The organism is Pseudomonas sp. COW5 (genome assembly GCF_026240005.1).
GTDB lineage: Bacteria > Pseudomonadota > Gammaproteobacteria > Pseudomonadales > Pseudomonadaceae > Aquipseudomonas > Aquipseudomonas kribbensis.
Window position 1 is genome coordinate 6,160,609 of record NZ_JAPHVP010000001.1, and the last position, 14,526, is coordinate 6,175,134.

Genomic DNA, 14,526 nt, shown 5'->3' on the forward strand with positions numbered 1-14,526 from the left:
AGCAAATCCAGGAAGCACCTGAAGTCGGGCCGCTCGCTAACGACGGTCACTATGTACATTTGTTCTCCTCAGTCTCGCGCGTATTGTCCGCTTTGGGTCGAAAGCAGCCGCTTTTGGCCGATTTCTGGCTGTCGTGAAGGGCTGCATCCGACTCATCGCTGTGATTGAACTGAGGTAACGAAGCGGGTTTCAAGGCCTGCATTTACTGGCGGTAGCGTATTAATCAATACTACGGCATCGTCGCCTTGGTTAAGGTAGATCAATGAGTCACCGGTCTCGAACGTAACTCTGAATCCGGCGAGCCAAGGCTCTTGCCCGTTGAAAGAGTCAAGAATTCCCTCAACTGCGCAAATTTTTGTGTTCTCGAGGTGGGTTGCTGATAGAGCTGCAAGCAGGTTTTCCCTTTTCCAGGAGCATGTCACGTTCGGCTCTATCTCGAAGGAAATCGGCGTATCAGAAGGCAACAAGTCCGCGCCTACTCTTGCGCCATCACTCAAGAGATACATGGATAGAAGTTCTCGCTCGCCAAAATGCCACTCTAGAGAACCTATGTCTCCCAGATCCTTCTCGTCGTTGAAATAGTACTGGTCGTGCAGCAGCGCACCCAACCGCTTTCCCAAAAGCGAACGTGCGTTTTGCAGGTCCAGGACAGCTCTTGTAGGGGATGGGGAGTGTCGGCTAGACATCGGGCAGCTCTATACAGGTCGAAAGAGAAGCAGATACTACACAAGCGCCGTTACGTCCGCTTCTGGCCGTTTTCTACCCTCCACGAACGGCACAGATCGGCCAGAAGCAGACGTGCGCAAGTGACGACTAACGGCCAAAAGCGGTCATCGAGTGACTACGAAGCCAGGGCGATTCAAACATCGTTGTCATCGAAATCCATAATTGGCTCAAAGTCCCATTCAGACTCGTAGTCTTCAGCGTCCAACATCATCTGCCCATTATGGACATCCCGAACCTTATCGCGATACTCCACGGCCTCCATCTCATGGACTTGCACAGAATTCGACTGAAAATCGATTGCCGACAATGCCCCGGTGAAAAGAACAATGTTGCGGGCATTCTCATCTCGACGTTGGGCCGAGTGGAAAATCACTCCATCGAGCGCGGAGGGGAACTGCGAAGCTAGATACTCAGCGATGACCTGAGTCACTATGTACTCGTTTTCATCATCTGGGAGTACTGGATAGCTGATTGTTGAATGGAATTTCCGCAGAAATACTTTTCGGTGACTGTCATCGAGATAGTTCTCAGCAAAATAGCTAGCAGCACCTCCCGTGTAGATTTTGTCCAAACTGATGAAATCCAAGACGCGTAACGGTCGATTCAGCACGAATTTCCCACTGACGACCTTTCCTCCAACCGGAGGACGTAGTTCTGCCACGCAGGTAGAGCGATCAAAGGCACCATAGAAGAAAGGAACACCAGCAGGATTCATCCTTCCAGCTGTAGCAACTTCATGCGGTGGCGGGCCAAGTTGAGATGCTGCGTCCTTGAGAACCTTCTGCACGGCAGGCCAGCTGTCGCAACGGCGAGCTCGATAGAAGAAGGCTCCCGTATCCAGGGCCCGGACGACTTTCTGATTTCCTTGGCGTGGCGTATATGAACTTAGAGTCTCTGCATCCGAGAATAACCAATCAAGGAAAGGCTTTGCTGTCTCATTGAAGAAGCGACGCCCATGCAAAATGTCTGTCTTGAAGTTCTGCCAGCGCACCTCCGCCCGAACAGGCCGATGCTTGAGCCGGACGTAAAATACATCCGTAGGAAACTCACTTTCTTCCCCATGCTTAATGTCTCGAAAGCTGGGCTGTAGCCCTTCACAGACGGCCTCAATGATCGAACTATCTTCGTCATCGACACCCAAGACATCTGCAATCCAGAACGACAATGAGTCGCCGCTCTGCTCGTAATGGCTAATGTCTCCCTCACCGTCAAACTCTGGATCCATATCGCCCTGCCTGATCAGCCAGCGCAGAACGCTTCGGGCCCTTTGCGTCAGCCAATCAGTGCTAAGGCACTTTCGCTTTCCCGCGCAATATGAGCATTCACCCGTTTTACCCTTATCCTTGATCTCACGAACGAGAATCGAGTCGCCAATGCACTTCCAGCACACCTGTTCTTCCATGGTTCCTCCTCGCTCGGATCCCAAAGCCTTTCGATTATCTATCGGATGACTCAACTGCTGCTCAGTTATCTACAACTAACATTTAGCGGCAGCGATGGGCCAGTTTAGCTCACCCGAGAGCTGCCACTATGGTCTATTACTGCCCGTCGCAAAGGACTGAAAAACGCCCCATAGCTGCCCTTCACCAAGGGCAGCTAGCGGCCAATAGCCGACGTTCGCCTAGAACTGCAAACTGCGATAGCGAAAACTACACTTCGGCTCGCTCCTAATCAGAATCAAACGCTAAGATGCCAGAAGGATCTAGGACAAGCTATTTGAGCCATTTTTTGATGATTCGGGCATCACTGTGGGGAGCCAAATTTTTTACGCATGGGCAGATCGTGGCCGACTCCGCGTTCGGCTTCCATTCCCATAATCGCTTCAATACACTATGGCTAAAATGGTCTTTTAAGTGACTGAAGGTATGCGCATGAATAATGTCATAGTAAAAAAAGGATTATTGCTAGGAGCCGGTTTTTCTTACGACTTTGGAATGCCTCTAGCAATAGAGCTTACCGAAGTGTTCTTAGGATTATTCACTACGAAATCAACTGAGCGCTTTGTGGATATGCTCGCTCAAAACTCGCCCTATGGAGATGACCGCCCAATAAGTAGGACTGCATTGAAGCGAGGTATGGATCTATTACTAAGCTATAAGGTTGGGGGTGGAAAAAACTACGAAGAACTATTATCGAACATTCAATCTGCGGCAGCAGACTATAAACACCCTCAAACTGACAAAGACACTTTCCATTATTTGTTTGGGGTATTTTATAGCATACTCTATAAAATTTTGTGCGACTACCAATTCGAAGCTCACAAAAGCCTATACCAAAAGAACCTTCAATGGTTCGGAAGCTTTGGCGCCCTTCTATCCGATGAAGAAACTTGGGTATATAGCCTAAACCATGACCTTTTCGTCGAATGTTTAGCCATTGACTTGAAGATCCCTATTACTTTTGGCGACAAATACAATATCAGTTTTCCATTGAGCAACTTACAAATGGACAATCTGATCAACCTAACTTACTCGACTCGCCATGACCTCAAAAAATTTGAATCCGACTTTTTTCAAGGTTCTTATGGTATTAATCTATTAAAACTCCACGGAGGCTTATCAGAACTTCATTATCAAGATGGAAGCAAACTTTGTAATCAGACTTTGCAGCATAAGACTTCAGATTTATTATTGTCTGATTTTTCGAATATTTTGAGAATGGGGTATTTTCATAATGGCGAGCAAGTTCCATCAAGCAGAGATAGGGTTATAACGGATCTAAACGGCGATTTAGATATTATTTGCCAGTCAATGCTAACTGGTGGCAGCAAATACAGCTTAACAACAAATGAAAAACCTGGCGAAGAGAAGCTTCAAGTCTTTTCTAACACCCTCAGAAATCTAGATGAGCTTACAATTATTGGCTATGGCTTCGGAGATAAGCACGTAAACAATCGGTTGGTTAATGCTATGGTGCTTAACGATAGTCTCAAATTGGTAATCGTTGATCCCATACACAAGCCGGTTCCAGAGTTTCTTGAGCAATTCAATTACAAAGACCGGATAAGAACTGCGCAGTGCGGAGCTGCTCACTGGATGGAATACATGAATACCAAGAAATGGAACACGGTTCAGATAGAGGAATTGAAAGCTAACGCGCCCATCAGAACCATAATAAAAGAAAACATCACCCGCAAAATTGGCGGCTGAAATACTAGGGCCTTGTTTCTGATCTCAATGCTCAATTCGGTTGATGAAGTCTGCCACTCCTCATAGCAAGTGAGATAGGCTCGGCCAGGTCTGCGGCACGAGCCCTTCGATTGAAGCGTTAGCCAGCTGCATGAACAGCGCTCTAGTAGAGCCGCAAGTAGTCGGCCTCAATGTCACCTAGCTTGGCTAGTTGAGAAAGTACCGCCTTTCCGCTAGTAAGAAGTGCGTGATTTCGCATCGGATCATCCCATCCCTTGCAACTATGCTTTCCTCCATGGAATAGATTGTTACGTATAGTCTTCAGACAGAGGACTACTGCGTCAAGTGACGATTTGCATCCAGCGAGATCAAGAGGCTTCCAATCCAATGCGTCTTCCGCAAGTACAATTTTCCTCTGCGGGAGCAGTTTAAGTATCTCGCTAGCTTCTGCAGAAGGATTGTAGTTTAGTTGCCACTTCATGACATATTCCCCCCAACCTGGATCTGCGTTTGAACCAGGCTTATGGGATTTCAGGTACTGATTCTCTTTGAGCGCGAACTCGAAACGAGAGAACCAGTAGAAGAAATCAAACGCGAGACCAGAGAGGTCGGAGTCAATATTTTCTTTTCGCATGCGCCACCATGAAGGTTATAGATTTCCACTTACCGATTTGAGCCCCTTGTACTTTTCGAGCTCCACTGATAAATATTCTCCAATGCCCAAGCAGAGTCGCAAGATATCACGATTAAAGTCCAATAATTCTGTTGGTGTTACTTGCTCACCCCAATTTTCGCCATGAGCAATCCGATTGCGCTTCTTTAAAAGCTCCTGAATTCTGCCTACGTACCCTACGTCGCGCCTCTGTTTTTTAGGCGCCCATTTACCATCAATTAGCTCGACAATTTTTTGATAATGAGCAACGTCCCCGTCGACAGCTAATTCGATACTTTTATGAAGTTGCTGGCTTTGACTAACAGTCGTATATGTACTCTCAAGTGCATAGTCTCGCAAGCTTAGCTGATCTATAATCGCGGGGATTCCGAGCCTTTGAAACATCGATTCGACAGTGTCTACAGTGGGGTTTCCCTTTGTGCCACCTATTGCGTCTTGCACAAGTGGAAAGTGCACCCCCCCAGAAATACAATTTTTTATAGTAAGCGCCTTCGGGAGAGACTTATTTCGATTGTCCGTAATGGAGTGCTGCAATATAGACAGCAGTAATTCATCACCAGCACTCTTAAGTGGCAATTTTAAATCGTTCAACTCGCCAACGAACTCTTCAATCAATTTCTTTAAGTAGCCCTCAAAATATCCGCTGAGAAGTACCAGTGCTGCTTTAGTCATTGCATTTGCTGTTGTACGCCTATGTCCTGCCTCGCTTAACTCTCCTGAAATAGAAATAAGCTCATTCCCTTCCAGCAAATTATTGGCTAGTCGAGCAACGCGGTCAGTTTCGGCGATTTTTTCAGTAAGTTCCGACAAACATTGAAATGCCATGCTAAATTATCCTTAAGAAAGCATATGCCTATAGAGCTCCTCTGTTCGGCGGATAGCAGTAGCTTTCTTAGCTGTCCCTTGAAAAAGAGTATTCCAATATTTGTCTTCAGAGAACGCCGTAATGGCTTTCGCCCTACTGAGGACAGCGATATGGCCTTCCTCTATAAGCTTAGAAAAGGCTACCATTTGTGATTCATAAATAGCGCCATTAATAAGAGTGTGTGCAAAGCGGCCATCCTGACCTCGCGTTACAGGTCGGCGAAATGCTACCCCTGGCCCGAGTTGTTGATAAATTTTCTCAATGGTCTTAAGAAACAATTCACGAAGCTGCACGAGTTTTGTCGCGGGTTGAGAACGATTCTGCTCCATGTAGTTATTGAGGAATTCTGTATAGCTACCAGGGTAGTCGGTAGTATCATGCAAGTCCCTATAAGCGAAAAATCTTAATACAAGCTCTTCAGCCTTCATGTTGCGCTTGTGCTGCTCTGGCAAAGCAACCATTTCGAGGAACTTAATATCCGAGGCCAATTCCTTTATGAGATCGTTAAAATTTCCATGATAAATAGAGTTTCTTACTTCCTGCTCGGTTAGAGAGGAGCTGCCAGTATTCAGCCGCTCAAACACCTCAAACTTTAAAGCCTTGTCTGACTCATTAAGAACGACGATACACCTTATAGGCCGCTTGGTTATCGCAGAACGATCCGTCCGATCTAGATCACCAAATTTTTTCCCGTTAATCTCAGGGCGAAGCTTTAGCCCGGACAGGGTGAGCTCTTCTCCGGACTCTGGCTTAATGAAATTAAGTAATGATGTCAGGCGTTGCTGTCCATCTATTACGCTGAATGTGCCATCGGCCTCTTCTGCAAAGTAAACCACGGGGACAGGAATATTTAGTAATATCGACTCCACAAAGCGGGAAGCTTTTTCGGGCTCCCATCGATATAGTCGCTGGTAGTCCGGATTCAGAACTAAATCGCCTTCCAGTACCATATCCACCAATGTTCTTACGGCATAATCATATTGTTGGATGAGAACTTTACGCTCGCTAACAGGTGCGTATGGCTCCGTATCGGGAACATCCAACCCATCAACTTCCACATCCGGGACATCCAATTCACTCATGCCGCTCTCCTTACAAGGCTCTTTGTTCATTGAGACACACAGTGTCTAGTTAAAATAAGTATGCAGCTTTATACCGTGATAGCAAAGCGCTTCTTCCTATCCATCACTCTCAACCGTAACCTGCGCATCTCCACCAAAAGCGGATGGATCGGACGTCCGCTCATGGCCGATAGCAGCCATTCGTGGCCGCCGAAATCGACGCTCTTCATCGCTCAATCCCGGCGTGAGCATTTGCAGCGCTTCCACCCTCCCCGCCAACCCCAGCGGAAAATGAATCACCCCATGCGCCGTTTCCGGCAGCAGATGCACTTCAACCTCAGCCGCCCTACCCCAACGCTCAGCCAATTCAAGCGTGTCATCCCTGAGCGGATCCAGCTCCGCCGCAAACATCAACGCCGGCGGAAATCCGGTGAAGTCGCCATACAACGGAGACAACGGCGGCCGCCGGCGTTCTTCATCGCTCAATCCCGGCGTGAGCATTTGCAGCGCTTCAACCATCCCAGGCCCATCCAGCAGCAAGGTCTCGGGCCCGGCGTTGCGTACGCTGGGGGTTCCGGTCAGGTCGTAGACGCCGTAGTACAGCAGTGCTCCGCTCACCCGTTTGAGCAAGTCCGGCCATTGTTTGAGTTGCAGCAGGGTTGCGGCGGCGAGGTGGCCGCCGGCGGATTCGCCCACGACGATGACGGGCAGGTTCGCAAACTCGTGGCAGTCATCGCTCAGCAGCCAGCGAGCCGCCGTGAGGCAGTCTTGCATGACGCCTTCGATCGGTGTCGAGAGCACAAGCCGATAATCAACGGAGACCACTGCTACGTCGCAGGCTTTCACCATGCCGATGTTGAGGTGGTCGTTCATCTGCGCGTTGCCGATGACCCAGCCGCCGCCATGAAAATCCAGCACCACGCCTTTGGCCTTTGTCTTTGGCCGAATGATCCGCACCGGCACTGATGCGCCGTCGGCACCCACCACTTTGCGTTCGGCCTCGAGTCCGTGCTTAAGCAACTTTTTCGCGCCCCCCAGTTGGCTGAGGCGAAGCAGCAACTGAATCACTCGCGGCGTGATGCGATTGCGGATGCGAAAGCGCGGCAGCCGGGCGAGTTTCTTGTTGAAGGCGCGTAATTGCGCCAACTCGTTTTCGTCGGCGGGCCAGTCCATTGATGTTTTCATTTCGTCCTTTTTATTCGCGGTTGTTGCGCAGGATGGAGAAATTCAACGCCGCAGCGACACACAGCCATGCCAGGTAAGGGAACAGGATCAAACCGGTAATCACGTCCAGGCGCAAGGCCAACACCACCATCGCCGCGACTACCAGCCACAGCAGCGTGATGATCAGCATGCCGGCGAAGATGCGGTGGGCGCCGAAAAATACCGGTGTCCACAAGGTGTTCAATGCAATTTGCGCTGCCCACAAGGCGAGTACGGTTTCGCTGCCGGGCGTCAGGGTCAGGCGATAACCGACCCATGCGAGCAACAGGTAGATCGTTGTCCAGGCAACGGGAAACACCCAGTTGGGCGGTGTGAAGCGTGGTTTGATAAGCGATTGGTACCATGGCCCCGGTTGAAAAATCATCCCGGTGCTCGCTGCCGCACCGCAGGCCAACAGGAAAATTAGAAAGGTCATCGTCTGTCCTTGGCTGATATCAGCGCGTTGGGTCTGTTCCTGCTTGGATGCCCGGAGCCATGCAAAAAGTTCATCGTGCGTTATCTCGCCTCGCTGATAGGAATAGGCAATGCTCAAAGACAAACCGACATAGGTGGGCGTTTCTCCGATGGATACCATGAGCTGAAACCCCATTCACCGGAGACCGTCATGACCACCACCAAAACCCTTTTCATTACCGGCGTCAGCAGCGGCTTCGGCCATGCGCTGGCCAAGGAAGCGCTCGCGGCCGGCCACCGCGTCATTGGCACCGTACGCAAGGAAGCCGACCTGCACGCCTTTCAGTCGCTCTCCGTGGATAACGCCTACGGGGTAATGCTGGATGTCACGGACTTCGACCGGATCGACGGCGTCATTGCCGAAGTTGAAGCGACTCATGGCCCGGTCGATGTGTTGATCAACAACGCCGGTTACGGTCACGAAGGCATCTTCGAAGAGTCGCCGCTGGAAGAGATGCGTCGCCAGTTCGACGTGAACGTGTTCGGCGCGGTCGCCGTGATCAAGGCGTTTCTGCCGTTCTTTCGCCAGCGGCGTGCGGGCCACATCATCAATATCACCTCGATGGGCGGCACGATCACGATGCCGGGCATCGCGTACTACTGCGGCAGCAAGTTTGCGCTCGAAGGCATCTCCGATACGCTGAGCAAGGAACTGGCGCCCTTCAATATCTTCGTGACTGCCGTCGCGCCGGGTTCATTTCGCACCGACTGGGCCGGTCGCTCGATGCAGCGCACGCCGCGCAGCATTGCCGACTACGACGCCAGTTTCGATCCGGTACGCAAGGCGCGCGAAGAAAAGAGCGGCAAGCAACTCGGCGATCCGCAAAAAGCGGCTCAGGCGATGTTGCAGATCATCGCCAGCCCGACACCACCGGCGCACCTGCTCCTGGGCAGTGACGCGTTGCGCCTGGTGCGTGAAAAGCTCAAACACGCCGCCAGCGAGATCGATCAGTGGGAAGCGTTGACTCGCTCCACCGACCATTGAGCGGCCAATAGAGAGAACGCAATGAAGCAGGCCGACGCAGGCACCTCGCGCATGGTGCAGCTTATGGAAACCCTCGCACCGGTCGAGGGTTACAACCTCAGTGCGCTTGAAGGCGTGCGTTTCCTGCGCTCGAACCGGCCGCTGACCCGCACGCCGGTGCTGTACGACCCGGGCATCGTGATTCTCTGTCAGGGGCAGAAACGCGGTTATCTGGGCGATGACGTCTACGTTTACGACGCCCAGCATTATCTGGTGGTGTCCGTGCCGATCCCCTTCACCATGGAAACCGATGCCACTGAGGCCGAGCCGATGCTTGCGATCTACATGCACCTCGACTTCCAGTTGGCCAGCGAGTTGATGCAGCAAGTGGATGACCTGCACGGCCCGAGCGATGCGCAACCCAAGGGCATGTACGCTTCGCCGATGGACGACAAGCTCCGTGCTTCGACGTTGCGTTTTCTTGAAGCGATGAGTATTCCGGGGGACGCGCAGATACTGGGGCCATCGCTGCTGCGGGAAATCTACTACCGCATTCTGACGGGCGAACAAGGCGGATCGATGCGTGCCGCGCTCAATCGACAGGGGCATTTCGGCAAGGTGACCCGGGCGATCCGCAAGATCCACAGTTGCTATCAGGAGCGCCTCGACGTCGAACAACTCGCCCACGAAGCAAGCATGAGCGTACCGAATTTTCACCTGCACTTTCGCGGCGTGACGGACACCTCACCCATGCAGTATCTGAAGTCGACACGTCTGCATCAGGCGCGACTGTTGATGCTGCGCAACGCCATGACCGCTTCGGCAGCGGCGTTCAACGTGGGTTATGAAAGCGCCTCGCAATTCAGTCGCGAGTTCAAACGCTTTTTTGGCAGGACGCCGCAGGCGGAGATCGAGTGGATGAAGGCGACGTACGCCTTGCCTGCGCCGACTACACCCTCGGAGTATGTTTCATCGCATTAACTGGCAGAAAGGCGCCAGAAACTCAGGCGACCAAGAGTCGCTTGGTGGTCGCCATCGCCGTATCCAGCGACTGCCCGGTCCGTTGCAACTTGTTCAACAGACTCGCCCCCAGCCAAAGCTGATACAGGGTTTCCGCCAGTTGCCGGGCATCGCCGTCGGGCAGGCATTGATCGGCCTGGCCCTGCTCGATGCAAGTGGTGATGCGTGCCACCACGCGCTCGGCGCCATCGCGCAAGGTCAGGCGCATGGCTTCGGACAGATCGGCCACCTCGGCACTGAGCTTCACCACCAGACACTCGTCGCCGTGCCCTTCCAGCGTGCAGCGATCCTGCCAGCCCTGCCAGTAGTCCATCAGCCGCTCGCGGGCATTCAGGTCGGGCAGCGTCAGGCGTCGTTCCATATCGGCCAGGTAGCAGACGAAGTAATCCTCGAGCAACGCCTGGCCGTACAGTTCCTTGGATTTGAAGTAGTGATAGAACGAGCCCTTGGGCACGCCGGCGGTTTGCAGGATCTCGTTCAGGCCGACACTGGTGAAGCCTTTCTCGGCCATCATCCGGTGGCCGGTGTCGAGCAGGTGTTGGCGGGTGTCGTCGTAGGTCGGTTTCATCGGGGCGCAGATTACCAGGCAATAGACCAGTCGTTTAACTCGAAGGAACGGGAGTTTGCCACACCGGTCCATGAAAAACATGCGGATAAAAAATTACTAGACGACTGGTCTAATTGGAATCTATGCTGCGCCCCGACAAACCTTTTCCCCGGTGTCGATCGTGTGCGAATCCCTCGCACAGCCACGACACCCGACCCAACCAAGGTGCTCTATGAAAATCTTGATGGTTCTGACTTCCCACGATCAGCTCGGCAACACCGGCAAGAAAACCGGTTTCTGGCTCGAAGAATTCGCCGCGCCCTACTACGCCTTCAAGGACGCCGGCGCCGACATCACCCTGGTCTCGCCCGCCGGCGGCCAGCCACCGCTTGATCCGAAAAGCGACGAACCTGGCGCCCAGACCGCTGAAACCGACCGCTTCCGCAAGGATTCGGCGGCGCAACAAGCACTGGCGAACACCGGGCGCCTGGCCGATGTCAGCGCCGAGGATTTCGATGCCGTGTTTTATCCCGGTGGCCACGGCCCGCTCTGGGATCTGGCCGAAGACAAGCATTCCATCGCCCTGATCGAAGCTTTCGCCCGCAGCAACAAGCCTCATGGTTTCGTTTGCCACGCCCCCGGCGTTCTGCGGCATGTGCTCGGCGCCGACGGCAAGGCCCTGGTCAAGGATCGTGACGTCACCGGCTTCACCAACTCCGAAGAAGCGGCGGTCGGTCTGACGGATGTGGTGCCGTTCCTGGTCGAAGACGAGTTCCAGCGCCTCGGCGCCCGTTATTCCAAAGTCGCCGATTGGCAGGTACACGTGGTGACTGACGGGCAACTGGTCACCGGCCAGAACCCGGCCAGCTCCGCCGCTGTCGCCGAGAAACTGTTGAAGCTGCTCGGCTGACTTTTCAGCCGTCATCTAGCCGGACGCCGTGCGCGTGTTGCACGGCGTCTTTTTTTGGCCCGACCACTAGTCGACTGGTCTAATAAACACCAATCAAGGCACATTCATGAATCACAGCAGTTTCTTCAAACCCGCCACTTTGGGTCGTCACACCCTGAAAAATCGCATCGTGTTGCCACCCCTCACCCGCCAGCGCAGCACGCAACCGGGCAACATCGCCAATGCGTTGATGGCCGAGTATTACCAGCAGCGCGCCGGCGCCGGTCTGCTGGTGACGGAAGGCACGCAGATCGAGCCGCGCGGCCAGGGTTATGCGTGGACGCCGGGCATTCATACCCCGGAGCAGATCGCCGGCTGGCGCAAGGCTACCGAGGCCGTCCATGCGCGGGACGGCGTGATCTTTGCCCAGCTCTGGCATGTGGGGCGCGTGTCCCATACAGCTCTGCAACCTGACGGTGCCGCACCGGTTTCGGCCTCTGCGGTGGCCACCGACCGGGTCAGCGTATTCATCGAAACCGCGCCCGGCGCCGGCGCCCTGGTACCGCCATCCGCCCCGCGCGCCCTGACCACCGATGAAGTGCAGGAACTGGTTCAGCTGTACATCCAGGCCGCGCGCAATGCCATGGAAGCAGGTTTCGACGGGATCGAACTGCACTGCGCCAATGGTTATCTGGTGAACCAGTTCATCTCGGCCCACAGCAATCTGCGCACTGACCAGTACGGCGGCTCGCTGCACAATCGCCTGCGCTTTTTGCGTGAAGTGGTGGCCGGTGTTGCCGAGTGCATCGGTCGTGAAAAAGTCGGTGTGCGTTTCGCCCCGCTGTTCACCACCACCGACGAGGCGCGCACCTACCTGGGCATGGTCGAGGAAGATCCGCACACTACTTACATCGAAGCAATCAAGGTGCTGCAGGACGTGGGCATCGCCTATCTGTCCATCGCCGAAGCCGACTGGGACGATGCGCCGGCGATGCCACTCACGTTCCGTCAGGCAGTGCGCGACACCTTCAGTGGCGCAATCATTTACGCCGGGCGTTACACCGCAGCATCCGGTGCGCAGCTGCTCGATTCCGGGCTGGCGGATTTCGTGGCTTTCGGTCGTCCGTTCATGGCCAACCCGGACCTGCCAGCGCGCATCGCCAATGACTGGCCGCTGAATTCACTGAATCCGGCCACGGTCTACGGTGGCAATGCCGAAGGGTATGTGGATTACCCCGAGTACGCGTGATGACTGCCGATTCTCGGTAAGGCGCGACACCCGCCCGTTCAGCACTGCTCACACTGGCAGTGGTGAACGGGAACTGTCGCCGGGAGCTTTCCTTGCCATGCGGTTTCGCCCTGTGGTCTTCGCCTGGTACAGCGCCTGATCTGCCGTCTCGATCAGCGCTTGCACCACGGCCAGTTGCGGACCGGCCGCCGTGGTGACGCCGATACTGACCGTCACCCGACCGAACGGGCTCGCCGGGTGAGCAATGTGTTCCTGCGTCAATCGCTCCAGAATCAGTTGCGCCACGACAGCCGCCCCCTCGACATCGGTGTCGGGCATGATGATCGCCACCTCTTCCCCACCATAGCGCGCCACCAGATCCGACGGTCGCCGCACACAGGCCTCAAGCACCTTCCCCACCCGTTGCAGGCAGGCGTCGCCAGCAACATGCCCCTGGGAATCGTTGAACAGCTTGAAGTAGTCGATATCGATCATCAGCAAGGCCAGCGAAGTCCCGTCCCGCTGAGCCCGGCGCGCTTCCATGGCCAGTGTTTCATCGAAGCAGCGGCGATTGGCCAGGCCCGTCAGCGCATCCTTCATCGCAAGCAATTCCAGCTGCCGGTTTGATCCGAGCAACTGCTGTTGAGTGAGCCGCAACTCCCCTTCCACCTGGGTCCGCCGACGTATATCGAGAATGAGAAACCAGCCGATCACGCCAGTGAGCCCCAGCAACGATGCGACCACCACGATCGACAGCAGCGCCTCCAGTCGCCACGCCGCCAGTGCTTCGCGTTTGCCGAGCGCGACCGTGGTGATCAGCGGCAGCTTTTCACTCTTGCGAAACGCGTAGAGCCGCTCCACCCCGTCGAGGCTGGACGTGAAGGAAGCGGTGCCCACCGACTGATCCACCAGGTACTTCGCATAAATGGGCGACTTGGAGAAATTGCGCCCCATGTCCTGTTCGCGAAAGGGATAACGTACCAGCAGCGTACCGTCGGTGTAGGACAGACCGATGGCACCCTCCTGCCCCACGTCGAGCTTGCCGAACAGTCGCAGGAAGTTTTCGACCCCCAGGGTGACCGCCACCACGCCGGCGAACTCTCCGCGCGCGTCATTGAAGCGGCGGCTGACGGTAATCACCCACTCCTGATTCGAGCGGCTACGGATGGGCGGGCCGATGAAGGGCTCGCGGGAAGGATCGTCACGGTGATGGATGAAATAGTCCCGGTCACTGCTGTTGACCCCGGCCGGAATCGGTCGGTTGGAGGACATCAGCCAGTGGCCGCGATTATCGTAGACGGTGATGCCACTGAGCTGCGGCATCAGCGGCTGCTGACGGTTGACCAGCGCATTCAACCGCTCGATCTGCGCGGGGCCGCTGCCCTCGGTTTCCAGACGCTCGACGAGCCCGAGCAAGAGCAGCGAGCTCTGCCGGACGATGCCTTCGGAATAGGTCGCGAGCGCCTGGGTCAGGTTCAACCCGTGGACGTTCACCTCGTCCAGCGCACGCTCCCGAGAGCCCAGCACCTTCCAGATGGTCAGCGACGCCAGGGAGCAGCCGATCATCAACAGCAACAGCATCACGAGGTGGGTATCACGCTTCACATCAGTACCTTTTGGAAAGTCCGTTTTCCGTCACGGCCGTTGTCGGACCGGGGCTACAACAGCGACCGTATGTCCCGGGCCGCGCAGGATACAAGCAGTCCATCGAAGGCGCAGCAACGGCGTGTCGGGCCCTCGAAGAACTG

12 protein-coding genes and 1 pseudogene are annotated in these 14,526 nt (G+C 54.5%); 5 read left to right on the top strand and 8 right to left on the bottom strand.

Annotated elements, in window-relative coordinates; translation table 11 throughout:
* Positions 1 to 152 precede the first annotated feature (152 nt).
* Positions 153 to 608: a hypothetical protein gene (locus OQ248_RS28060; RefSeq protein ID WP_265814882.1), complete on the bottom strand. Its 456-nt coding sequence runs from the start codon at positions 606 to 608 to the stop codon at positions 153 to 155.
* A 251-nt stretch (positions 609 to 859) separates the two neighbouring features.
* Complete coding sequence (locus OQ248_RS28065; protein ID WP_265814883.1) at positions 860 to 2,128, bottom strand: RES family NAD+ phosphorylase; 1,269 nt, start codon at positions 2,126 to 2,128, stop codon at positions 860 to 862.
* Between the two features lie 469 nt (positions 2,129 to 2,597).
* On the opposite strand from OQ248_RS28065, the gene OQ248_RS28070 reads away from it, so the two are divergent.
* Positions 2,598 to 3,875 carry a hypothetical protein gene (locus tag OQ248_RS28070; protein WP_265814884.1) on the top strand — a complete coding sequence of 426 codons (1,278 nt, stop codon included), beginning with the start codon at positions 2,598 to 2,600 and terminating at the stop codon, positions 3,873 to 3,875.
* Positions 3,876 to 4,503: 628 nt separating this feature from the next.
* Here OQ248_RS28070 and OQ248_RS28075 read toward each other — a convergent pair.
* From OQ248_RS28075 to OQ248_RS28090, 4 genes and pseudogenes are all read right to left on the bottom strand, one after another.
* The gene (locus OQ248_RS28075; protein ID WP_265814885.1) at positions 4,504 to 5,352 is read right to left on the bottom strand and encodes a HEPN domain-containing protein; all 849 of its coding nucleotides are present in this window, start codon (positions 5,350 to 5,352) and stop codon (positions 4,504 to 4,506) included.
* A gap of 12 nt (positions 5,353 to 5,364) precedes the next feature.
* Positions 5,365 to 6,474: a DUF262 domain-containing protein gene (locus OQ248_RS28080; protein ID WP_265814886.1), complete on the bottom strand. Its 1,110-nt coding sequence runs from the start codon at positions 6,472 to 6,474 to the stop codon at positions 5,365 to 5,367.
* 237 nt (positions 6,475 to 6,711) lie between these two features.
* A pseudogene (locus OQ248_RS28085) lies at positions 6,712 to 7,638 on the bottom strand (alpha/beta hydrolase); the annotation flags it as partial.
* Between the two features lie 10 nt (positions 7,639 to 7,648).
* A complete protein-coding gene (locus OQ248_RS28090) occupies positions 7,649 to 8,092 on the bottom strand; it encodes a TspO/MBR family protein (RefSeq protein WP_265814888.1) in 444 nt (147 codons plus the stop codon).
* A 189-nt stretch (positions 8,093 to 8,281) separates the two neighbouring features.
* Here OQ248_RS28090 and OQ248_RS28095 point away from each other — a divergent pair, with 189 nt between their 5' ends.
* Positions 8,282 to 9,115: an oxidoreductase gene (locus tag OQ248_RS28095; RefSeq protein ID WP_265814889.1), complete on the top strand. Its 834-nt coding sequence runs from the start codon at positions 8,282 to 8,284 to the stop codon at positions 9,113 to 9,115.
* A 21-nt stretch (positions 9,116 to 9,136) separates the two neighbouring features.
* A complete protein-coding gene (locus tag OQ248_RS28100) occupies positions 9,137 to 10,075 on the top strand; it encodes an AraC family transcriptional regulator (RefSeq protein WP_265814890.1) in 939 nt (312 codons plus the stop codon).
* A gap of 22 nt (positions 10,076 to 10,097) precedes the next feature.
* On the opposite strand, the gene OQ248_RS28105 is transcribed toward OQ248_RS28100, so the two are convergent.
* Positions 10,098 to 10,682: a TetR/AcrR family transcriptional regulator gene (locus OQ248_RS28105; RefSeq protein ID WP_265814891.1), complete on the bottom strand. Its 585-nt coding sequence runs from the start codon at positions 10,680 to 10,682 to the stop codon at positions 10,098 to 10,100.
* A 211-nt stretch (positions 10,683 to 10,893) separates the two neighbouring features.
* Here OQ248_RS28105 and OQ248_RS28110 point away from each other — a divergent pair, with 211 nt between their 5' ends.
* A complete protein-coding gene (locus OQ248_RS28110) occupies positions 10,894 to 11,571 on the top strand; it encodes a type 1 glutamine amidotransferase domain-containing protein (RefSeq protein ID WP_265814892.1) in 678 nt (225 codons plus the stop codon).
* A gap of 106 nt (positions 11,572 to 11,677) precedes the next feature.
* Positions 11,678 to 12,799 carry an alkene reductase gene (locus OQ248_RS28115; RefSeq protein WP_265814893.1) on the top strand — a complete coding sequence of 374 codons (1,122 nt, stop codon included), beginning with the start codon at positions 11,678 to 11,680 and terminating at the stop codon, positions 12,797 to 12,799.
* Between the two features lie 48 nt (positions 12,800 to 12,847).
* On the opposite strand, the gene OQ248_RS28120 is transcribed toward OQ248_RS28115, so the two are convergent.
* Positions 12,848 to 14,383: a diguanylate cyclase gene (locus OQ248_RS28120; RefSeq protein WP_265814894.1), complete on the bottom strand. Its 1,536-nt coding sequence runs from the start codon at positions 14,381 to 14,383 to the stop codon at positions 12,848 to 12,850.
* Positions 14,384 to 14,526 lie beyond the last annotated feature (143 nt).

Excerpts from the sequence above, each read along its gene's own strand:
- OQ248_RS28065 (WP_265814883.1), bottom strand. The coding sequence starts at position 2,128 with ATGGAAGAACAGGTGTGCTGGAAGTGCATTGGCGACTCGATTCTCGTT.
- OQ248_RS28070 (WP_265814884.1), top strand. The coding sequence starts at position 2,598 with ATGAATAATGTCATAGTAAAAAAAGGATTATTGCTAGGAGCCGGTTTT.
- OQ248_RS28075 (WP_265814885.1), bottom strand. The coding sequence starts at position 5,352 with ATGGCATTTCAATGTTTGTCGGAACTTACTGAAAAAATCGCCGAAACT.
- OQ248_RS28080 (WP_265814886.1), bottom strand. The coding sequence starts at position 6,474 with ATGAGTGAATTGGATGTCCCGGATGTGGAAGTTGATGGGTTGGATGTT.
- OQ248_RS28090 (WP_265814888.1), bottom strand. The coding sequence starts at position 8,092 with ATGACCTTTCTAATTTTCCTGTTGGCCTGCGGTGCGGCAGCGAGCACC.
- OQ248_RS28095 (WP_265814889.1), top strand. The coding sequence starts at position 8,282 with ATGACCACCACCAAAACCCTTTTCATTACCGGCGTCAGCAGCGGCTTC.
- OQ248_RS28100 (WP_265814890.1), top strand. The coding sequence starts at position 9,137 with ATGAAGCAGGCCGACGCAGGCACCTCGCGCATGGTGCAGCTTATGGAA.
- OQ248_RS28105 (WP_265814891.1), bottom strand. The coding sequence starts at position 10,682 with ATGAAACCGACCTACGACGACACCCGCCAACACCTGCTCGACACCGGC.
- OQ248_RS28110 (WP_265814892.1), top strand. The coding sequence starts at position 10,894 with ATGAAAATCTTGATGGTTCTGACTTCCCACGATCAGCTCGGCAACACC.
- OQ248_RS28115 (WP_265814893.1), top strand. The coding sequence starts at position 11,678 with ATGAATCACAGCAGTTTCTTCAAACCCGCCACTTTGGGTCGTCACACC.